This window comes from Microbacterium sp. Cr-K20 (assembly GCF_000708325.1).
Classification (GTDB): domain Bacteria; phylum Actinomycetota; class Actinomycetes; order Actinomycetales; family Microbacteriaceae; genus Microbacterium.
Window position 1 is genome coordinate 252,363 of the sequence record NZ_JARE01000050.1, and the last position, 20,272, is coordinate 272,634.

Annotated in this window: 19 protein-coding genes; 9 read left to right on the plus strand and 10 right to left on the minus strand. The window is 68.1% G+C overall.

Annotation, left to right across the window (positions count from 1 at the left end; all coding sequences use genetic code 11):
* Nucleotides 1-29: 29 nt before the first annotated feature.
* The gene (def, locus tag GZ67_RS0112040) at nucleotides 30-596 is read right to left on the minus strand and encodes a peptide deformylase (protein WP_081859982.1); all 567 of its coding nucleotides are present in this window, start codon (nucleotides 594-596) and stop codon (nucleotides 30-32) included.
* Nucleotides 597-657: 61 nt separating this feature from the next.
* Here def and GZ67_RS0112045 point away from each other — a divergent pair, with 61 nt between their 5' ends.
* Nucleotides 658-1,761 carry a DMT family transporter gene (locus tag GZ67_RS0112045; protein WP_231481795.1) on the plus strand — a complete coding sequence of 368 codons (1,104 nt, stop codon included), beginning with the start codon at nucleotides 658-660 and terminating at the stop codon, nucleotides 1,759-1,761.
* 33 nt (nucleotides 1,762-1,794) lie between these two features.
* On the opposite strand, the gene pgl is transcribed toward GZ67_RS0112045, so the two are convergent.
* Genes pgl through tkt form a run of 6 tightly spaced genes read right to left on the minus strand, consistent with a single transcriptional unit; the run spans nucleotide 1,795 to nucleotide 9,908 of the window.
* Nucleotides 1,795-2,574, minus strand: a complete 780-nt coding sequence (gene pgl / locus GZ67_RS0112055) for a 6-phosphogluconolactonase (protein ID WP_029261745.1) — start codon at nucleotides 2,572-2,574, stop codon at nucleotides 1,795-1,797.
* A 5-nt stretch (nucleotides 2,575-2,579) separates the two neighbouring features.
* The gene (locus GZ67_RS0112060) at nucleotides 2,580-3,515 is read right to left on the minus strand and encodes a glucose-6-phosphate dehydrogenase assembly protein OpcA (protein WP_029261746.1); all 936 of its coding nucleotides are present in this window, start codon (nucleotides 3,513-3,515) and stop codon (nucleotides 2,580-2,582) included.
* On the minus strand, nucleotides 3,512-5,062 hold the full coding sequence (gene zwf / locus GZ67_RS0112065; RefSeq protein ID WP_029261747.1) for a glucose-6-phosphate dehydrogenase: 1,551 nt from the start codon (nucleotides 5,060-5,062) through the stop codon (nucleotides 3,512-3,514). The genes GZ67_RS0112060 and zwf overlap by 4 nt, the downstream gene beginning before the upstream one ends.
* Before the next feature lie 21 nt (nucleotides 5,063-5,083).
* Entirely contained in the window at nucleotides 5,084-6,691 is a 1,608-nt protein-coding gene (locus GZ67_RS0112070) for a glucose-6-phosphate isomerase (RefSeq protein ID WP_029261748.1), read from the minus strand.
* Complete coding sequence (gene tal / locus GZ67_RS0112075) at nucleotides 6,688-7,800, minus strand: transaldolase (protein WP_029261749.1); 1,113 nt, start codon at nucleotides 7,798-7,800, stop codon at nucleotides 6,688-6,690. The genes GZ67_RS0112070 and tal overlap by 4 nt, the downstream gene beginning before the upstream one ends.
* Nucleotides 7,797-9,908 (minus strand): transketolase, encoded by a 2,112-nt coding sequence (gene tkt, locus GZ67_RS0112080; protein ID WP_029261750.1) that lies wholly within the window; start codon nucleotides 9,906-9,908, stop codon nucleotides 7,797-7,799. Before tkt ends, tal begins: the two co-directional genes overlap by 4 nt.
* Nucleotides 9,909-10,159: 251 nt before the next feature.
* Between tkt and GZ67_RS0112085 the strand changes: the two genes are divergently transcribed.
* Nucleotides 10,160-11,065, plus strand: a complete 906-nt coding sequence (locus GZ67_RS0112085; RefSeq protein WP_029261751.1) for a heme o synthase — start codon at nucleotides 10,160-10,162, stop codon at nucleotides 11,063-11,065.
* A 72-nt stretch (nucleotides 11,066-11,137) separates the two neighbouring features.
* On the opposite strand, the gene GZ67_RS0112090 is transcribed toward GZ67_RS0112085, so the two are convergent.
* Entirely contained in the window at nucleotides 11,138-11,620 is a 483-nt protein-coding gene (locus GZ67_RS0112090) for a hypothetical protein (protein WP_029261752.1), read from the minus strand.
* Between the two features lie 66 nt (nucleotides 11,621-11,686).
* Nucleotides 11,687-12,793 (minus strand): COX15/CtaA family protein, encoded by a 1,107-nt coding sequence (locus tag GZ67_RS0112095; protein WP_029261753.1) that lies wholly within the window; start codon nucleotides 12,791-12,793, stop codon nucleotides 11,687-11,689.
* A 233-nt stretch (nucleotides 12,794-13,026) separates the two neighbouring features.
* On the opposite strand from GZ67_RS0112095, the gene sufB reads away from it, so the two are divergent.
* The 7 genes from sufB to GZ67_RS0112130 all read left to right on the plus strand — a co-directional run bounded on the left by sufB (nucleotide 13,027) and on the right by GZ67_RS0112130 (nucleotide 19,702).
* Nucleotides 13,027-14,445, plus strand: coding sequence for a Fe-S cluster assembly protein SufB (gene sufB, locus GZ67_RS0112100; protein ID WP_029261754.1), 1,419 nt, complete (start codon nucleotides 13,027-13,029; stop codon nucleotides 14,443-14,445).
* Nucleotides 14,445-15,650 (plus strand): Fe-S cluster assembly protein SufD, encoded by a 1,206-nt coding sequence (gene sufD / locus GZ67_RS0112105; protein ID WP_029261755.1) that lies wholly within the window; start codon nucleotides 14,445-14,447, stop codon nucleotides 15,648-15,650. Before sufB ends, sufD begins: the two co-directional genes overlap by 1 nt.
* On the plus strand, nucleotides 15,647-15,973 hold the full coding sequence (locus GZ67_RS0112110; RefSeq protein WP_017830403.1) for a non-heme iron oxygenase ferredoxin subunit: 327 nt from the start codon (nucleotides 15,647-15,649) through the stop codon (nucleotides 15,971-15,973). The genes sufD and GZ67_RS0112110 overlap by 4 nt, the downstream gene beginning before the upstream one ends.
* A 3-nt stretch (nucleotides 15,974-15,976) precedes the next feature.
* The gene (sufC, locus tag GZ67_RS0112115) at nucleotides 15,977-16,747 is read left to right on the plus strand and encodes a Fe-S cluster assembly ATPase SufC (RefSeq protein ID WP_029261756.1); all 771 of its coding nucleotides are present in this window, start codon (nucleotides 15,977-15,979) and stop codon (nucleotides 16,745-16,747) included.
* A gap of 9 nt (nucleotides 16,748-16,756) precedes the next feature.
* Nucleotides 16,757-17,086 carry a metal-sulfur cluster assembly factor gene (locus tag GZ67_RS0112120; RefSeq protein ID WP_021200756.1) on the plus strand — a complete coding sequence of 110 codons (330 nt, stop codon included), beginning with the start codon at nucleotides 16,757-16,759 and terminating at the stop codon, nucleotides 17,084-17,086.
* A 94-nt stretch (nucleotides 17,087-17,180) separates the two neighbouring features.
* Nucleotides 17,181-18,335, plus strand: a complete 1,155-nt coding sequence (locus tag GZ67_RS0112125) for a MalY/PatB family protein (protein ID WP_029261757.1) — start codon at nucleotides 17,181-17,183, stop codon at nucleotides 18,333-18,335.
* Nucleotides 18,332-19,702 (plus strand): MFS transporter, encoded by a 1,371-nt coding sequence (locus tag GZ67_RS0112130; RefSeq protein ID WP_029261758.1) that lies wholly within the window; start codon nucleotides 18,332-18,334, stop codon nucleotides 19,700-19,702. The genes GZ67_RS0112125 and GZ67_RS0112130 overlap by 4 nt, the downstream gene beginning before the upstream one ends.
* Here the strand turns inward: GZ67_RS0112130 and GZ67_RS0112135 are convergent.
* Nucleotides 19,665-20,249, minus strand: a complete 585-nt coding sequence (locus tag GZ67_RS0112135) for a TetR family transcriptional regulator (RefSeq protein WP_029261759.1) — start codon at nucleotides 20,247-20,249, stop codon at nucleotides 19,665-19,667. The genes GZ67_RS0112130 and GZ67_RS0112135 overlap by 38 nt on opposite strands.
* Between the last annotated feature and the right edge of the window lie 23 nt (nucleotides 20,250-20,272).

The following is a 20,272-nucleotide window of genomic DNA, read 5'->3' on the forward strand; positions in this document are numbered from 1 at the left end:
GGGGACACGATGTCCGCTTGTGCTGCGGCTCAGCCCTCGAGGTCGTCAACACCGGGCATCCAGCTCGCCCCCGGACGTCCCCATCCGCGCTTGCGTGCGATCTTCTGCACCGTCTTCCAGTCGCCGTCGGAGAGACGATCCACATAGAGGATGCCGTCGAGGTGATCGAACTCGTGCTGCATGATCCGGGCACGCCATCCGTCCACGTCGATCGTGACCGGTCGGCCGTCCAGATCCGTCGCCGTCACGTGCACCCGCTCCGAGCGACGCAGGGGGAAACGCTCACCGGGGAACGAGAGGCAGCCCTCGGATTCGAGGTCGGGGTCGGGGTCGCCCGGTTCGAGCGGCACCATCCACAGCTCAGGGTTGATGAGCACGCCGCGCCAGGGCTGATCGTCGTCGTCCACGTAGGCGTAGGTGTAGATGCGCAGGGGCACGCCGACCTGCGGCGCCGCCAGCCCGACGCCCGGAGCGGTGTCCATCGTGTCGAACATGTCGGCGACGAGCGTGCGGATGTCGTCGGTGATCTCGTCGACGGGGGATGCGGGGGAGTGCAGGACGGGGTCGCCCATGATGCGAATCGGAAGTACAGCCACGTCACAACCCTAGTCGGCGGCGCTCGCCCGGTAGGCTCGTACCGTGACTGCTGGGGTGTGGATGAACGGGGCCGAACAGGTCGGCGATCAGCTCGTGGGAGCCTTCCAGAACCCTGGCATCCTCCTCGGGATCCCCTTGGCCCTCGCCGGAGCGGTCTTCATGTCGCTCGGCGCGCAATACCAGCACCGGGGAGTCGAGAAGGTCGAGCGTCTCAGCGGCGCCGATGGGGCATCGGGGCTGAGTTTCGACCAGTTGAAACGACTGCTCACACGGCCCTCCTGGCTCGTCGGAACGCTCATGCTCGGCCTCGCGGTGGTCTGTCAGCTCGCGGCCCTCGTCCAGGCGCCGCTGATCGTCGTGCAGCCGCTCGGTGCCATCGCGCTCGTCATCACGACGCTTTTGAACGCGAGAGTCTCCGGTCACAGTCCGACGAGACAATCGCTCACAGCCATAGCCTGCTGTGTTGGCGGCATCTTCCTGTTCGTCTTCTTCGCCGCGATCTACGCGACGGAGCAGGAGGTCACCGAGCGCGAGCTCTTCGTGATCCTCGCCCTCCTGCTGGTGGTCATCATCATCCTCGGCGCCTGCTGGCTGATACTCCGTCACCGCATGCGTGCGCTGTTCTACGTGGTCGGCGCCGGCGTGCTCTACGGCTTCGTCGCCACCCTCGCCAAGGTCATCATCAAGCGCATCGAGGCCGGTCAGTTCGAGTGGATCACCGCGATCTGCGTCCTCGCGCTCCTCGCCGCGGCTGCGGTCGGCGGCTACTTCGTGCAGACCGCGTACAGCTCGGGTCCGCCCGACCTGGTGATCGCCGGACTCACGGTCGTCGATCCGCTCGTCGCGGTTCTGATCGGCATGGTCGTTCTCGGCGAGGCCGCGGCCGCACCGCCGTGGGTCATGGTGATCTTCGCGATCGCCGGAGCCATCGCCGTGTGGGGAGTGGTGGGTCTCGCCCGCTACCACCCACAGGTGCTCAGCGACAGCCAGGAGCTGGGAATCGAGCGTGGGAGCACGCCGACGGGGCAGGGGGCGTCCGCAGAAGCCTCCTCCTCGCGGACGACGGCCGTCGACGCGACGGAACGTGAACGTCCGGAGAGCTCCGAGAGCCCGGATGACGGCGACCTTCCACCGCGGCGCTCCGGTCCCACCGAGCAGCAGTAGCTGCACGAGCGAGGGCCGTGAGCGACGCGCCGGTCAGTACGCCTGATCGATGAGGTCGGGTGAGACCTCGGAAGCGGCGGCCTCATCCACGAAGAACACGGTGCGCTTGCGCCCCTTGGCGCCGGCAGCCGGCACGCTCGTGTAGCTCGCACCGGCGAGGGCGAGTCCGAGGGCCGAGGCCTTGTCGGCGCCGGTGAGCACGAGCCACACCCGCTTCGACGAGTTGAGCACCGGGCGCGTGAGCGTGACGCGCTCGGGCGGGGGCTTCGGAGAATCACGGACGGCGAGCACAGCGGCGTCGGTGACCGTGACCTCCTCGCGATCCGGGAACAGCGAGGCGATGTGTCCGTCGGGGCCGACGCCCAGGAAACAGACGGCGAAGGAAGGCCACGGGTGCTCGTCGGTGCCGAAACGGGCGAGCTCGGCGGCGTAGGCCGCGGCCGACTCGTCGAGCGTGAGTCCGGTCTCGGGCCCCGCCACCTCGTGCACGTTCTCGGTGGGCACGGGGATGTGGTCGAGGAGAGCCCGGCGCGACTGCAGGGAGTTCCTGTCCGCGTCGTCTCGCGGCACGTACCTCTCGTCACCCCACCAGAAATGCACCAGCGACCAGTCGATCGCGGCCGATCGCGGATCGTCCGCCGCGGCGCGCAGCACGGCACCACCCATCGAACCTCCCGTGAGGGCGATGTGGGCGACTCGACCGTTCCGTGTACGCGCGCGAACACGCGTGAGGAAACGGTCTGCTACTCGGGCGGCGAGGGCGGCGGGGGTGGATTCCACCACGACCCGCTTCTCTGCGGACGATACCGGCATCGACGTCACTCTCCAGTCTCGGGCGGACCCAGTTTCTCCCAGCCCTCGGTGATGACTCGACCGTACAGGACATCGGGGTCGAGCCTGCGCAGCTCCTCCGCGAGGCATTCGCGGAGCGTGCGGCGCGGCAGGTGGAGGTCGTGGTTCGGCTGATCCGGCTGCGTGAGGATGGCGATGCCGGGCGAGGGCCGCTCGAGCAGGATGTCGCCGGAGGCGCGGGTCAGACGGACCGACTTGATGCCCTCCTGCCAGTGCTCGGGGTTCTCATACGACCAGCGCACGCGAACGCCCAGAGCCATCTGCAGCCAGGCGGCGAGCAGCGCGGTCGACGGAGAAGCCGACCCACCGCGCACCTCGACACCCGTGATGGGCTCGTACGGCGGCTGATCGAGCACAGCGGCCAGCTGCTCCCGCCAGTGCGTCAGACGCGTCCAGGCGAGGTCCGTGTCTCCGGGGGCGTGGGTGCGTCCGAGCAGCGCGAGCCGATCGCGCACGTCGGGCGAGGTGGCGGCATCGGTGATGCGGCGCTGGGCGATGCGGCCGAGCGGTGACGTCGACGGCGAGGTCGGAGCATCCTCCGGCCACCAGGCGACCACGGGAGCGTCGGGCAGGAGGAGACCGGTGATCAGGCTCTCCTCATTGCTCGCGGCGTCCCCGTAGGCACGCAGCACGACGACCTCGCTCGCGCCGGCGTCGCCGCCCACGCGGATCTGGGCATCGAGGCGGGAATCGCCGTCGCCCGTGGTGATGACGATGACGCGCATGGGGTGTTCACGCGATGCGTCGTTGGCCGCATCGATGGCCGCTTCGGCGACACCGTTGCGGGCGGCGATGACCAGGGTGAGCACACGGCCGAGGGCGACGGCGCCGCCTTCTTCGCGTACCTTGACGAGCTGCTTGGCGACCTGACTGACGGTCGTGTCGGGAAGGTCGATGATCACGGGCGTCTCCAGACTCGTCCGTCGCGGGCCAGCAGGTCGTCGGCGGATGCCGGACCCCACGAGCCCGGAGCGTACTGCTCCACCGGACCGCCGACGGCCGCCCAGTACTTCTCCACGGGGTCGAGGATCTTCCAGGAGAGCTCGACCTCCTCGTGCCGCGGGAACAGCGGCGGGTCGCCCAGGAGGACGTCGAGGATCAGACGCTCGTAGGCCTCGGGGCTCGCCTCGGTGAAGGCGTGGCCGTAGCCGAAGTCCATCGTGACGTCGCGCACGTTGCTCCCGCTGCCGGGCACCTTGGATCCGAAGCGGATCGTCACACCCTCATCGGGCTGCACGCGGATGACGAGCGCGTTCTGCCCGAGCTCCGAGGCATTGCCGCGCCCGAACAGGTGCTGCGGAGCGCGCTTAAAGACCACGGCGATCTCGGTCACGCGGCGTCCGAGACGCTTGCCGGTCCGCAGGTAGAACGGCACGTCCGCCCATCGGCGGGTGTCGATCTCGAGCTTGATGGCCGCATACGTCTCGGTGGTGGAGTCGGGGTTCATGCCCTCCTCATCCAGGAAGCCGGTGACCTTGTCGCCGCCCTGCCACCCGCCGGCGTACTGCCCGCGAGCCGTGGCGAGGGAGAGGTCGTCCGGCACGTGCACCGCGGCGAGCACCTTCTCCTTCTCGGCACGCAGGTGCTCCGCCGAGAGGCTGATGGGCTCCTCCATTGCGGTGAGCGCGAGCAGCTGCAGCAGGTGGTTCTGGATCACGTCGCGCGCGGCGCCGATGCCGTCGTAGTACCCCGCGCGTCCGCCGACGCCGATGTCCTCGGCCATCGTGATCTGCACGTGGTCGACGTAGTTGCGGTTCCAGATCGGCTCGTACAGCTCGTTAGCGAAGCGCAGCGCCAGGATGTTCTGGACCGTCTCCTTGCCGAGGTAGTGGTCGATGCGGAAGATCGAGTCCGCGGGGAACGCGACCTCGAGCGCCGCGTTGAGCGCGCGGGCGGACTCGAGGTCGTGCCCGAACGGCTTCTCGATCACGACACGACGCCAGCGCTCGTCGTCATCGCTGTTCTCGCCGACGAGGCCGGAATCCTTCAGCTGCTTCGCGACGAGAGGGAAGTCCTTCGGCGGGATGGACAGGTAGAACGCGTGGTTGCCCATCGTGCCGCGTTCCACGTCGAGCTTCTCGATGGTCTCGCGGAGCTTGCGGAACGAGTCGGGGTTGTCGAACTCACCCGACACGAACCGGATGCCCTGAAGCAGCTGCGTCCAGGTCTCCTCACGGAACGGCGTACGGGCGTGCTCCTTGACCGCGTCGTAGACGACCTGGGCGAAGTCCTGGTCCTCCCAGTCGCGGCGGGCGAACCCGACGAGGGCGAACCCCGGCGGGAGCAGACCGCGGTTGGCGAGATCGTAGACCGCGGGCATCAGCTTCTTGCGTGACAGGTCTCCGGTGACGCCGAAGATCACGAGCGCGCTGGGCCCCGCGATCCGGTTGAGACGACGGTCATCGGGGTCACGCAGCGGGTTGTGCCCGCGCGAGATGGGAACAGACATGGGTGGGGGATTCTCCTGCTGTTACTTCTGTGCGGCTTCGAAGAGGGCGAGCACGTCGTCCGAGGACTCGGTGATCGTCAGCGTGACGACCGGGCGGCCGTGCTCGGCGAGCACGGCCGCGTCACCGGCGGCCTGGGCCTGGATGAGCTGCCCGAAGGTGAACGGGCGATCCGGGATCTCGAGATCGACCTCGGTGCGCTCCAGGATCTGCAGGAACACGCCCTGCGCCGGTCCGCCCTTGTGGTACTGGCCGGTCGAGTGAAGGAACCGCGGGCCCCATCCGAATGTGGTGGGGCGACCCGAGTCCGCCGCGACGAGCTCGCGCAGGCCCTGGAGCTGCGGAACCTCGAGGCGGTTGACGTATGCCTGGATCGACACGTAGCCATCGGCGGGGAGCTGGGCCCAGAGCGCATCGAGCACACCTTCGACGGTGCCGGAGGCGGCGAGGGCGGTGTCGGACACACGCACCTCGACACCGTTCTCGACGAATGCCGGAGCAGTCGGCTCCGGACGGGCGTCGAGAAGGCCGCGGGCGGCGATCTTCGCCGACTCCACGTCAGGCTGATCGAAAGGATTGATCCGGAGCAGGTGACCGGCGATCGCGGTCGCATACTCCCAGACGATGAGCTGCGCACCCAGGGTGCCGCTCACGAGGATCTCGCCCTCGTGGCGCTCGTGCAGGTGGAACTCGTTGGCGTCGTCGACCAGGCGGACGATCTGCAGGTCGGCGGGCACCGGGTCGAGTTCAGGAGAGACCGGGAGCAGGACCACCGGGAGGATGCCGGTGCCGTCCTTGCCGGTGGATTCGGCGATGAGCTGCTCGATCCAGTCCGGCAGACCCTTGATGTGTGTGCCGTCGGTGATCAGACCGAGCTTGTCGCGTCGCGGGTTCGTTGCGGCGATCGCTGCGCCGAGGCGGAGCGCGGGGTTCTCGGCGGAGTCCACCGCGACCTCGAGCGAAGACGCTTCGGCTTCGTTCAGCAGCTCGTCGATGTCGACGCCCGCGAGGCCCGAAGGCACCAGGCCGAAAGCGGTGAGTGCCGAGTAGCGGCCGCCGACGTTCGGGTCCGCATTGAAGACACGGTATCCCGCTTCGCGGGCCGAGACATCGAGCGGCGAACCCGGGTCGGTCACGACGACGATGCGCTCCACGGGGTCGATTCCGAGATCGCGGAACGCGGCCTCGAACGTGCGGCGCTGCGAATCGGTCTCGACGGTGGAGCCCGACTTCGACGACACGACCAGCACGGTGTCGGTGAGCCCCTCGTCGAGAGCGGCGAGCACCTGGCCGGGGGCCGTGGAGTCGAGGATCGTCAGCGGCACACCCGCGGTCTGCGCGATGACCTCGGGCGCGAGCGAGGAGCCGCCCATGCCGGCGAGGATGACGCGGGTGACGCCCTTGGCGTTCAGATCGGCGCGCAGGGCGACGATCTCGGCGACGAGCGGGCGGGAGACCGAGACGGCCTCCACCCATCCGAGGCGCACGGCGGCCTCGGCCTCGGCGGCCGCACCCCAGAGGGTGGGGTCGCCGCCGGTGATGCGCGAGGCGACGAGATCGTGGACCAGGCTGGGCACGGTCTCATCGATCGCGGCTCTCGCCGCGCCGGACGTATGGATCGAGAAGGTCATCGCTGGGACTCCAGAGCCTCGGCCACCTGACCCAGCAGGTCATGCCAGGAGTCGATGAACTTCGAGACGCCCTCATCCTCCAGGACCTGCGTGACGTCGGTGAGGTCGATGCCCACGGCGGCGAGGTCATCGAACACCTGGTGCGCCTCCGCGTATCCGCCCGTGATGGTGTCGCCGGTGATGACGCCGTGATCGAACGTCGCCTCGAGGGTCTTCTCGGGCATGGTGTTCACCACGCCGTCGGCGACCAGCTCGGTCACGTACAGGGTGTCGGGGAGCGCGGGGTCCTTGACGCCGGTCGAGGCCCACAGCGGACGCTGCAGGTTCGCGCCGAGCTTGATCAGGTCTTGGGCGCGCTTCTCCGCGAACTTCTGCTCGAAGAGCTCGTAAGCGAGGCGCGCGTTCGCGAGCCCGGCCTTGCTCTTGAGCGCCTCGGCCTCGGGGGTGCCGATCGCCGACAGCCGCTTGTCGGTCTCGGTGTCGACACGAGACACGAAGAACGAGGCGACGGAATGGATGCTCGACAGGTCGAAATCGGCGCTGTGTGCGCGCTCCAGACCGGTCAGGTAGGCGTCGATGACCTCGGCGTAGCGCTCCAGGCTGAAGATCAGCGTGACGTTGACGCTGATGCCGGTCGCGATCGCCTCGGTGATCGCCGGAAGCCCTGCCTTGGTGGCCGGGATCTTGACGAGGAGGTTGGGGCGGTCGATCTTCGACCACAGCTCCTTGGCCTGAGCGACGGTGCCCGCGGTGTCGTGGGCGAGGTCGGGGGAGACCTCGATCGAGACGCGGCCGTCGACATGTCCCGAGGCCTCCCAGACGGGGCGGAACACATCGAGTGCGGCGCCGACGTCCTGGGTCGTGGCGGCGAACACCGCTTCCTCGGCGCTCGCGCCGGAGGCGGCGAGCTCGGTGACCTGTGCGTCGTACGACGTGTTGCTCTTGTCGGTGATCGCGTTCGCGAAGATCGTCGGGTTCGTCGTGACGCCGACGACGTTGCGCGACGAGATCAGCTCGGCGAGGTTGCCGGAGTCGATGCGGGTGCGGGAGAGGTCGTCGAGCCAGATGCTGACACCTGCGGCGGCGAGCTGTGCGGTGGGGGTGCTCATGCGTTCTCCTTGGTGCTGTTTGCGGCGATGGTCTCGCGTGCGGCCGCGATGACGGCCTCGGTCGTGATGCCGAACTTCTCGAACAGGGTCTTGTAATCGGCGGAGGCGCCGAAGTGGTCGATGCCGACCGAGCGGCCGCGGTCGCCCACGATTCCGCGCCAGGAGAGCACGGAGCCCGCCTCCACGGAGACGCGAGCGGTGACGGATGCGGGAAGCACGCTCTCGCGGTAAGCCTCGTCCTGCTCGTCGAACCACTCGAGCGACGGAGCGGAGACCACGCGGACGTTCACGCCGTCGGCGGCCAGCGCCTCGCGGGCGTTCACGGCGAGCTGCACTTCCGAGCCGGTGGCCACGATGATGACGTCCGGCGTGCCGTTCGGCGCCTCGGCGAGGACGTAGGCGCCCTTGGCCGCGTTGTCCGCCGAAGCGAACGTGTCGCCGGAGGCCGCACCCTCGCCGCGCTCGAACACCGGGATGTTCTGGCGGGTCAGCGCGATGCCGGCCGGTCCCTCGTGGCGACGGAGGATCTCGAGCCAGGTGGCCGAGGTCTCGTTGGCGTCGGCGGGGCGGACGACCGTGAAGTTCGGGATCGCGCGGAGCGTCGCGAGCTGCTCGATCGGCTGGTGCGTCGGTCCGTCCTCACCGAGGGCGACGGAGTCGTGGGTCCAGACGAAGATGCTCGGGATGTTCATGAGGGCGGCGAGACGCACCGAGGGACGCATGTAGTCGCTGAAGATGAGGAACGTGCCGCCGAACGCGCGCGTCTTGCCGTGCAGGACGATGCCGTTGACGATCGCGCCCATGGCGTGCTCGCGGATGCCGAAGTGCAGCACCCGTCCGTACGGGTTGCCCGACCACTCATGGGTCGACCACTCGGCCGGGATGAACGACGGCGCCCCCTTGATCGTGGTGAGGTTCGACTCGGCGAGGTCGGCCGAACCGCCCCACAGCTCCGGAAGCTCGGCGGCGAGGGCGTTGATGACCTGGCCGGATGCGGCGCGGGTCGACACCTCCTTGCCGGACTCGAACACCGGGAGCGCGGCCGTGATGTCGGCGGGGAGCTCCTGTGCCTCGAGACGGTCGAGGAGCGCCTTCTTCTCGGGGTTCGCGGCGGCCCAGGCGTCGAAGGACTCCTGCCAGGCGGCGCGGGCTTCGGCGGCACGAGCAGCGAGACCGCGGGTGTGGGCGAGTACGTCGTCGGCGACCACGAAGGTCTGTTCGGGGTCGAAGCCGAGCACCTTCTTCGTGGCAGCGAGCTCGTCGGCTCCGAGAGCGGAACCGTGGATCTTGCCGGAGTTCTGCTTGCCGGGCGACGGCCATCCGATGATCGTCTTGAGGATGATGAGCGACGGCTTCGAGGTCTCGCCCTTGGCCGCCTCGATCGCGGCGAACAGTTCGGCGACGTCTTCGACGTACTCACCGGTCTTCTTCCAGTCGACGGTCTGCACCTGCCAGCCGTAGGCCTCGTAGCGCTTCGCGACGTCCTCGGTGAAGGCGACGTTGGTGTCATCCTCGATCGAGATCTGGTTGGAGTCGTAGATGGCGATCAGGTTGCCGAGCTGCTGGTGGCCCGCGAGCGAGGAGGCCTCGCTGGTCACGCCCTCCTGCAGGTCGCCGTCGCCGGCCACCACGTAGACGAAGTGATCGAACGGGCTGGTGCCGGCGTCCGCCTCGGGATCGAACAGGCCGCGCTCGTAGCGGGCGGCGTAGGCGAAGCCGACGGCGGAGGCGAGGCCCTGGCCGAGCGGGCCGGTGGTGATCTCGACGCCCTTGGTGTGGCCGTACTCCGGGTGGCCCGGCGTCAGCGAACCCCAGGTGCGCAGTGCCTTGAGGTCGTCGAGCTCCAGTCCGAAGCCACCGAGGTAGAGCTCCACGTACTGCGTGAGCGAGGAGTGTCCCGCAGAGAGGATGAAGCGGTCGCGGCCCAGCCAGTCGACGTCGGTCGGGTCGTGGCGCAGCACGCGCTGGTAGAGGAGGTACGCGGCCGGAGCGAGGCTCATGGCCGTGCCGGGGTGACCGTTACCGACCTTCTCGACGGCATCGGCCGCCAGGATTCGGGCGGTGTCCACCGCGCGTCGATCGATCTCATCCCACTGCAATTCCGACACGTTCATGCCCTTTCCGACAGTTTCGAGGGCGCCCTTATTCCCTGGCGCATCCGCAACTTCCCTGGCGCATCCTGCACCGTCGCGGAGACGGGTGGAGGGGTGTGCGCAGCGCCGGGCGCGCGAGTGCTCTCAGCATAGCGAAGACGACTGTCGTGCTACGCGAGCGGACGGCGCGGATGACGTCATCCGGTGTCATAGACTGGAGAGGTTGTCCGGTCACATGTGCGGAGGAGGCGATCGAGATCTCGACGATGTCTGATCAGACCGTGAGGAAGTCGTCCATCGGTCGCACGGTGAAGGCCTACATCACGCTGACCAAGCCGCGTGTCCTCGAGCTTCTGCTCGTCTCGACCGTTCCGGTGATGTTCCTGGCGCAGGGCGGACTGCCCAACCTGTGGCTGGTGCTGGCGACCGTCATCGGCGGCTCGTTGAGCGCCGGTTCCGCCGCCGCATTCAACATGTACCTCGATCGTGACATCGACGCGCACATGCATCGCACCGAGAATCGACCGCTGGTCACGGGCGAGATCAGCCCGCGCGGCGCGCTGATCTTCTCCTGGACGCTCGCGATCGTCTCGACGGTCTGGCTGCTCGCCACGACCAACTGGCTCGCCGCAGCCCTGTCCGCGACCGCCATCTTCTTCTATGTCGTGATCTACACGATGATCCTCAAGCGCCGCACCGAGCAGAACATCATCTGGGGCGGCATCGCCGGGTGCTTCCCCGTGCTCATCGGCTGGTCCGCCGTCACCGGCTCGCTCGACTGGCCGGCGTTCGTCCTCTTCCTCCTGATCTTCCTCTGGACGCCGCCGCACTACTGGCCGCTGTCGATGAAGTACAAGGACGACTACGAAGACGTCGACGTGCCGATGCTGGGTGTCACCCGCAACGCCTCGCAGGTCGGCCTCCAGGTCATCCTCTACGCGTGGGCGACGGTGGCGTGCTCTCTGCTCCTCGTCCCGATCGCCAACATGGGTCTGGTGTACACCGTGTCCGCCACGGTCTTCGGCGGATGGTTCATCTACGAGTCGCACCGGCTCTACAACCGTGCCGTCCACGGCACCGAGCCGCGGCCCATGCGCGTGTTCCACGCCTCGATCACCTACCTGACGCTGATCTTCGTCGCGGTCGCGATCGACCCGCTGCTGCCGTTCTGACCCGAAGCTTCTGAAACGACGGAGCGGCGCCGATTCCTCGGCGCCGCTCCGTCGTTCTTTCCGCTCAGAAGATCAGCGTGTGATCGTCGAGTCGTCCGGCTTCGCGTCGCCGGCGGGAGCGTCGTCCCGAGCGGTGTCGTGCGCGTCAGCGGCGGGCACCTCGTCGACTGTCGCCGTGTCGTACGTCGGCGCTGCCTCGAGGGATGCGGTGGTTTCGGACGTTGCGGTCTCGGCCGCGGCCTGAGGTTGTGCGGTCTCGGCGGTCCAGTCGATCGCCTCGACGACGGCCGGGGCGGGAGCGGGGACGAGAGAGCGTGCCGCGACGAGCCCGAGGGTGAGCAGGATGCCGACGATTCCGGCCGCGAGGACGCCTGCGCCCACGACGACGAGAGACTGGCCGACGTATACCTCGACGCCCGTGGCCGTGCCGTCGAGCAGGGTGGTCGTCATCGTCCCGATCTGACCGGAGATGAGCCATCCGCCGACAGCTGTCGTGGCGAGGGACACGACCAGGAGGAGCCAGAATCCGATGCTGCGTGAGAGTGACTTGTTCATGTCGTCCACGATCGCGGACACGCTGATGAGTCGGCGATGTGCGAGCTGTGGATCGCCTGTGCGGGGTCAGGCCTCGGCGGGGACCCGGCGCTTCAGATGGAGCACGACCACGGTGTACGCGGCGGCCGAGAGCGAGGCGAGCACCATGTGGATGCCGACGAGCAGCGGAGGGAGTCCCTCACGTGCCTGCCAGACCCCCACACCGACCTGCACCAGGATCGCCAGCACAAGGACGAGCAGCCAGCGCCGCGGCTCCAGGCGCAGCGCCCAGGCGGCGACCGTGAGGAACAGCACGAGGGCGGCCAGGATGTAGCCGGGCCACGAGTGCACGTGGGCGAGCACGGTCGCGTCGAAGCCGTGCCGCAGCACATCCGCGTCGCCGGAATGGGGACCCGACCCGGTCGTCAGCACGCCGAAGACGATCGTCACGGCGAGTGCGAGGCCGGTCACGTGGGTGACAGCCGCGAACCACGCGGGAACCGCGCGCTCACGGGGTCCGCCGTCCGTCTTCAGGCGCACCAGGAACGCCGCCGTGATGCAGACGAGCAGCAGGGACGAGGTGTAGTGGAAGCCCACGATGAAGGGGTTGAGGCCTGTCAGCACCGTGATGCCGCCGACGAGCGCCTGGGCGACCACGCCGATGAGCACGAGCCAGGCCAGTAGGACCAGGTCACGTCGGGAGGGCGTCGTGCGGATGGAGCGGACCGCCGCCGCGATGACGGCGATCAAGAGCACGCCGAGCGCGATGGGGGAGGCCGGGAAGTGCAGGGGGGCGGCGATGCCGAACGCGGCGACGGCCGCCACGATGCCGCCGGCGGCGAACCAGAGCGCGGTGACCAGGCCGCGCTTCCCGCTGAAGAGGTGCAGGACCAGCAGCACGACCGCCAGCGCGATGATCCCCACCACACCCGTCATCAGGCGGTTGCCGAACTCGATGATGCCGTGGATGCCCTGCACTTCGAGGATCGGGACCAGGGAGTCCGGTGTGCACAGCGGCCAGTCGGAGCATCCGAGGCCCGATCCGGTGAGGCGCACCGCGCCGCCGGTGCCGATGATGATGGTCTCGCTGAGGAAGGAGAGCCAGGCGAAGACCGTCAGCGCGCGTCCCCACGGAGCAGAACGGGGCGGAGCCGTCTGCGTCGGAGTGGAGGCGGGGATCGTCGTCTCGGGCATTAGTCCTCCGGACCGCGCTGGAACCTGCGGGCATGGCCCGTCTGTCAGGCGGAACCTGTAGAATCGGATTGTTGCGATGAGCGCTGACCGCGCTGAAGCATCGACAACAGTTTAGGCGCGATGGAAGCGCCGGTGATGAGGGCCCACCAACGGCACCCGCTCCCGCAGACTCGACGGGGATCAGGTGTGTCGGGGCGGATGACACCGTTTGGGACCTGTGAGGAGAGTGTTGGATGTCGGATGTACTGATCGACCGCCCGGAGCTTGACGGTCTGGGGGTGTACGAATTCGGCTGGCACGATGAAGACGCCGCCGGCGCCATCGCCAAACGCGGGATCTCGGAAGAGGTCGTGCGAGGAATCTCTGCACTCAAGAGCGAACCCGAATGGATGCTGAAGACCCGTCTCAAGGGGTACCAGCTCTTCGGGAAGAAGCCGATGCCGACCTGGGGCGCCGACCTCAGCGAGATCGACTTCGACAACATCAAGTACTTCGTCCGCTCCACCGAGAAGCAGGCGCAGACGTGGGAAGACCTTCCCGCCGAGATCCGCGAGACCTACGAGCGCCTCGGCATCCCCGAGGCCGAGCGTCAGCGGCTCGTGGCCGGTGTGGCAGCCCAGTACGAGTCCGAGGTCGTCTACCACCAGATCCGCGAGGACCTGGAGGCGCAGGGCGTCATCTTCATGGACACCGACACGGCCCTGCGCGAGCACCCCGAGTTCTTCGAGGAGTACTTCGGCTCGGTCATCCCCGCCGGTGACAACAAGTTCGCCGCGCTGAACACGGCCGTGTGGTCGGGCGGCTCCTTCGTCTACGTCCCCAAGGGCGTGCACGTCGAGATCCCGCTGCAGGCGTACTTCCGTATCAACACCGAGAACATGGGCCAGTTCGAGCGGACCCTGATCATCGCCGACGAGGACAGCTACGTCCACTACATCGAGGGCTGCACGGCCCCGATCTACAAGTCGGACTCGCTGCACTCGGCCGTCGTCGAGATCATCGTGAAGAAGAACGCCCGCGTTCGCTACACGACGATCCAGAACTGGTCGAACAACGTCTACAACCTGGTCACCAAGCGTGCCGTGGCGTACGAGGGTGCGACCATGGAGTGGGTCGACGGCAACATCGGCTCCAAGGTGACGATGAAGTACCCGTCGATCTACCTGATGGGCGAGCACGCCAAGGGCGAGACCCTGTCGGTCGCCTTCGCCGGTCCCGGTCAGCACCAGGACGCCGGCGCGAAGATGATCCACATGGCGCCCTACACGCAGTCGTCGATCGTCTCGAAGTCGATCGCCCGCGGCGGAGGACGTGCCGGCTATCGCGGTGAGGTGCGCGTGGACGCCGCGGCACACCACTCCGCGAACACCGTGCGCTGCGACGCTCTGCTCGTCGACACGAAGTCCCGCTCCGACACCTATCCGGCGATCGACATCCGTGTCGACGACGTGCAGCTCGGCCACGAGGCCACGGTCTCGAAGGTGAGCGAGGAGCAGCTGTTCTACTTGCAGTCCCGCGGCATGCCCGAGGACGAGGCGATGGCGATGATCGTGCGCGGCTTCATCGAGCCGATCGCGCGGGAACTGCCGATGGAATACGCGATGGAACTGAACAAGCTCATCGAGATGGGCATGGAAGGATCGGTCGGCTAGTGACCGCCGCTACGACAGCGCCTGCCGAGGCGCAGCACACGAACGCGCACATCGACCCCGCCGCCCAGGTGGCCGCGGCCGGATTCGTCCCGGTGCAGACCCGCTCCGAGCGTCCGCACTCTTTCGAGCCGGCCGACTTCGGCGCCCCCACCGGGCGCGAGGTCAACTGGAAGCACACACCCGTCGCGCAGCTCACCTCGCTGTTCGAGGTGGCTCCGCAGAACGACGGTGTGAGTTACACGATCAACGCGGGGGAGCAGTACATCGCCGCGCCGCTCGCGATCGGTACCGCCCCCCGCGGCGAGGTCTTCCTCGCCGAAGACGTCACCGCGGCCGTGGCCTGGCAGGGATCCGTCGAGGCCCTCCACGTGCGGATCCCGCGCGAGGAAGAGGTCGCAGAGCCGATCTTCGTCTCCATCGCCGGTCTCGGAGCCGACCGTCGTGCCGATGCGCACATCGTGATCGAGGCGCTCGAGCACAGCTCGGCGACCGTCGTCCTGCAGCACACCGGGTCCGCCCAGTACGCACAGAACGTCGAGATCATCGTCCGCGACGGCGCGAAGCTGTCGGTCATCAGCCTGCAGCAGTGGGCGGATGACGCGGTCCATGCGTCTGCACACCAGGCACGGGTCGGTGCGGATGCGACGCTCAAGCACTTCGTCGTGAGCTTCGGCGGCGGCGTCGTGCGCGTCAACCCGAACGTCGAGCTCGCAGGCGCAGGCTCCGAGGGGTACCTCTACGGCCTGTCCTATGCAGACGCCGGGCAGCATCTGGAGAGCCAGGTGTACCTGCACCACAAGGGACCGCACACCAAGGGTGACGTCCTCTACAAGGGTGCGCTGCAGGGGCAGGGCGCACACAGCGTCTGGATCGGCGACGTGCTGATCGGAGCCGACGCCACGGGCACCGACTCCTACGAGGCGAACCGCAACCTGGTCCTCACCGAGGGCGCCCGCGCCGACTCGATCCCGAACCTCGAGATCGAGACCGGCGACATCCTCGGCGCCGGACACGCGAGTGCGACGGGTCGTTTCGACGACGAGCAGCTGTTCTACCTGCAGGCGCGCGGTATCAGCGAGGAGGAGGCACGTCGGCTCGTCGTGCTCGGCTTCCTCACCGACATCGTGCAGCGCCTCGGCATCCCCGCCCTCGAGGCCGAGCTTCTGGCGGCGATCGAGACGGAGCTGGCCGAGGTGAGTGCATGACCGCCGAACGCGTCTGCGGAGTCGCCGACCTCGAGCAGGACATGCCGTTGCGTGTCGATCCGGGCGGCGTGCCGATCACGGTGATCAAAGACGGCGAGGGAGTCATCCACGCCATCGGCGACACCTGCACCCACGGCGACATCTCGCTGTCCGAAGGCTTCGTCGAAGGTGACACGGTGGAGTGCTGGGCTCACGGCTCCGCGTTCTCGCTGCTCACCGGCAAGCCCCAGAATCTCCCCGCATATGAGCCCGTCCCGGTCTACGTCGTCCAGATCGACGGCGACGACGTGCTCATCGATCCGACTGTTATTAAGGAAGTTTGAAGAATGTCTGTTCTCGAGATCCGCGACCTGCATGTGACGGTCGAGACCGATGCGGGGACCACCCCGATCCTCAACGGAATCAACCTCACCATGAACACCGGTGAGACCCACGCCATCATGGGCCCCAACGGCTCGGGCAAGTCGACCCTGGCCTACACGATCGCCGGTCACCCGAAGTACACGGTGACCTCCGGTTCGATCACGTTCGACGGCCAGGACGTCCTGGAGATGACGGTCGACGAGCGCGCCCGCGCCGGGCTCTTCCTCGCCATGCAGTACCCGGTCGAGATCCCGGGAGTCACGGTGACGAACTTCCTCCGCACGGCGAAGACCGCGCTCGACGGCGAAGCACCGGCGATCCGCGGCTGGACCAAGGACGTCAAGGCGGCCATGTCGAATCTGCGCATGGACCCCAAGTTCGCGCAGCGCAACGTCAACGAGGGCTTCTCCGGCGGCGAGAAGAAGCGCCACGAGATCCTGCAGCTCGAGGTGCTGAAGCCGAAGTTCGCAGTCCTCGACGAGACCGACTCGGGTCTCGACGTCGACGCGCTCAAGATCGTCTCCGAGGGCGTCAACCGCGCGAAGGAGTCCACCGGCCTCGGCGTGCTGCTGATCACGCACTACACCCGCATCCTCCGCTACATCCGCCCCGACTTCGTCCACGTGGTCGTCGCGGGCAAGATCGTCGAAGAGGGCGGCCCCGAGCTCGCAGACCGGCTGGAGAACGAGGGATACGACCGTTTCCTCGACCCTGCAGCCCCCATCGAGGCGTAGGCTGATCGCATGACAGCGACCCTCACGGACGAGAAGTACGACGCGGTCACCGAGGCTCTCAAAGACGTCATGGACCCCGAGCTCGGGATCAACGTCGTCGACCTCGGCCTCATCTACGACCTCGCCTGGGATGACGAGAACGATGCTCTCGTCATCCACATGACGCTGACCAGCGCGGGCTGCCCGCTCACCGACGTGCTCGAGGACCAGACCGCTCAGGCTCTGGACAGCGTCGTCGATCGATTCCGCATCAACTGGGTCTGGATGCCGCCGTGGGGTCCGGAGCGGATCACGGACGACGGGCGCGACATGATGCGCGCGCTCGGCTTCGCGATCTGATCCGCACGGGACCGCTGCCGCGAGGCGGCACGACGACGCGCGCGTCGGATCCGACGATACGACGATGACGCGTTTCGGAACCTCGGGAGAACGAATGCTTCAGGTGAAGGCACTGCCTCTGGCGGAGCTCCGCGAGCGCAGCAGCGAGAAGTGGCGTGAGTACCCGGACGATGTGCTTCCGCTGTTCGTCGCCGAGACCGACTTCCCGCTGGCGCCGGCGATCTCGGATGCGCTGCGGCGCGCCGTGGAGATCGGTGACACCGGGTATGTCGCATCGCGGACGCCGCTCGCCGAGTCGTTCGCCGCTTTCGCGAACCGACGCTACGGCTGGGAGCCCGACCCCGCGCGCATGCGGAGCACGGCGGACGTGAGCATGGGGATCGTGGAGATCCTCCGCCGTGTGACGCAGCCGGGGGAGCGGGTCGTCGTGACCCCTCCGGTGTATCCGCCGTTCTACGACCTGGTCGCCGAGGCCGGCGCAGAGGTGGAGCGCGTCCCCCTGCGTGACACGGGAACCCGATGGGAACTCGATCTCGACGGCATCCGTGCGGCCTTCGACGACGGAGCGACGGCGATCCTGCTCTGCAACCCGCACAACCCGACCGGCACGGTGCATGACCGCGACAGCCTCGCCGCGCTCGCGGACCTGGCGGATGAGTTCGGGGCGGCCGTCGTCTCGGACGAGATCCATGCGCCGCTCGCGCAACCGGGAACCGGGTTCACGCCGTTCCTCGCCGTGAGCGATGCGGCCCGGCGCGTCGGCTATGCAGTCGTCAGCGCCAGCAAGGCGTTCAACCTCGCAGGTCTGAAGTGTGCCCTGATGGTCACCGCCGACGACGCGACGAGCGAGGTCGTGCGCGGCCTGCCCGTCGAGGTGGAGTGGCGTACCGGACAGTTCGGTCTGCTCGCCGCCGTGGCCGCGTTCTCGGAAGAGAGCGACCCCTGGCTGGATGGGCTGCTGCGCACCCTCGATGAGAATCGAGTGCTGCTCGAGGACCTTCTGGCGGCTCACCTGCCGGGTGCGCGCTATCGCATCCCGGACGCCGGGTACCTCGCGTGGATCGACCTCACCGCGCTCGACTGGGGTGACAATCCCGCGCGACGCATCCTGCGCGACGCGAAGGTCGCCCTGCACTTCGGACCGGCTTTCGGCGCCGAGGGTGCGGGCCATGTGCGACTGAACTTCGGCACCTCCCCGGAGATCATCACTGAGGCGATCGAGCGCATCGCGGCGCTCGTGGGCCGATGACGACTCCGGTCGACGCCGCGACGATCTGGGACCGCCAACGCATCTGGGTGACCCTCGGCGCGGTCGCCCTGATCTTCCTCGCCGCCATCGAGGCACTCGCGGTGACGACGGTCATGCCGATCGTCAGCGAGGCTCTCCACGGCGAGGCCCTCTACGCCGTGGCTTTCGCCGGCACCCTGGCGACGAGTGTGATCGGCATGGTCGCCACGGGCGCGTGGTCGGACGCGCGCGGACCGCGCGGCGCCCTGTATGTCGCCGTCACACTCTTCATCGTCGGTCTTCTCGTCTCGGGCTTCGCCGTGACGATGCATCAGTTCCTGATCGGACGACTCGTCCAGGGGCTCGGCACCGGCGGGCAGACCGTTGCGCTCTACGTGGTGGTGGCGCGGCTGTATCCGCCTCATCTGCACGGCAGGATCTTCGCCGCCTTCGCCGCGGCCTGGGTCGTGCCGTCGATGGTCGGACCATTCCTGGCCGGGGCCGTCGCAGAGTACCTCGACTGGCGATGGGCGTTCCTGGGCGTCGCGGTGCTGACGGGCGCCGCATTCGTGATGATCGCGGTGCGGCTCCGCGGTGTCGATTTGGGGCATGGTGAGCCGCAGGATCGACGCGCCCTCGTCGTGCGCCTCGCACTCGCCGTGGTCGTGGCCGTTCTCGCCGTCGTGGTCGGCTTCTCTGCCGACATGGCACCGTCGGTCGGCTGGCCGGTCGCGCTCGGCGCCGTCGTCGCGATCGGCCTCGCCGTGCTCCCGCTGCTGCCACGGCGCACGTTGCGCGCGGGCCAGGGGCTGCCGAGCGTGGTGCTGATGCGCGGCATCGTGGCGGGTGCGTTCTTCGCCGCTGAGGCCTACATCCCGTACCTGCTGATGAAGAAGTTCGACTTCAGTGCGACGTGGGCGGGAGTCGCACTGATGCTGGCGGCATTGGCCTGGGCCGGCGCCTCGGCGCTGCAGGGGCGATACGGTGAGCGTCTGGGGAATCACCGCATCACGCTGATCAGTCTCGGCTCGCTCCTGGTGGCGCTGCTCTGTGTCCTCGTCGCCGCGCTCTTCGACGTCTCGGCGGCGGTGGTGGTGCTCGGCTGGGCATTCGCCGGTGGCGGGATGGGGCTGCTGTACCCGCGGTTGACCGTCCTGACGCTCGCGTACTCGGACGAGACGAATCAGGGATTCAACTCCTCTGCCCTGTCGATCTCGGACGCCACCGGTTCGGCCGTCGCGATCGCGCTGGCCGGTCTCGCGGTGGCATCCCTCGGAGGTGAGGCGGGTGCTTTCGGTGCGGTGTTCGCCTTCTGCGTCGGACTCGTCGCTCTCGCGATCGTGCCCGGACTCAGGCTCGGGCACGCGGCGGAGTCGCCGGTGCGCTGAGCACCCCCGCGAGCGCAGTCACTCCGAGGTCGAAGACACGGTCGAGGCCGGCCGTGACGTCGATCTCCCCGGCGGTGGGCAGCGCACCGTGGCTGTCGGCGTGCATGCGCTGCTGCACGAGGGTGGCGTGTCCGAGGACGAAGTGCAGGATCGCCGCGCCCCGGTCAGCGGCGTCGGATGCCCCGTGGGCCTCCAGTGCCGCGGTCAGCACCGACTGCGCGTGCGAGGAGCCGAGTTGCAGGGCGTAGGTGCTGAGGACCAGTTCGGCGCCGTCGCGGTGGGTGAAGAGGGCGTCGCGGATGCCTCGGGCGGTTGCCAGCACGCCGTCGCTGCCGCGGGGGATCGATGCGGTGATCCGGTCGGCGAGTTCGGCGAGCAGCTCCTGCTTGCTGGTGAAGTGCCAGTAGAGGGCACTGGGCTGTACATCCAGGCGGGCGGCGATGCGCCGCATCGAGAGGTCGGCGAGCCCGACTTCGTCGAGGAGGGCGAGCGCGCTCCGGGCGACGCTGTCGCGGTCGTGCCGTGCCTGATTCGTCTCCGGGCTCATCCTCCGATTATAGTGAACGACGT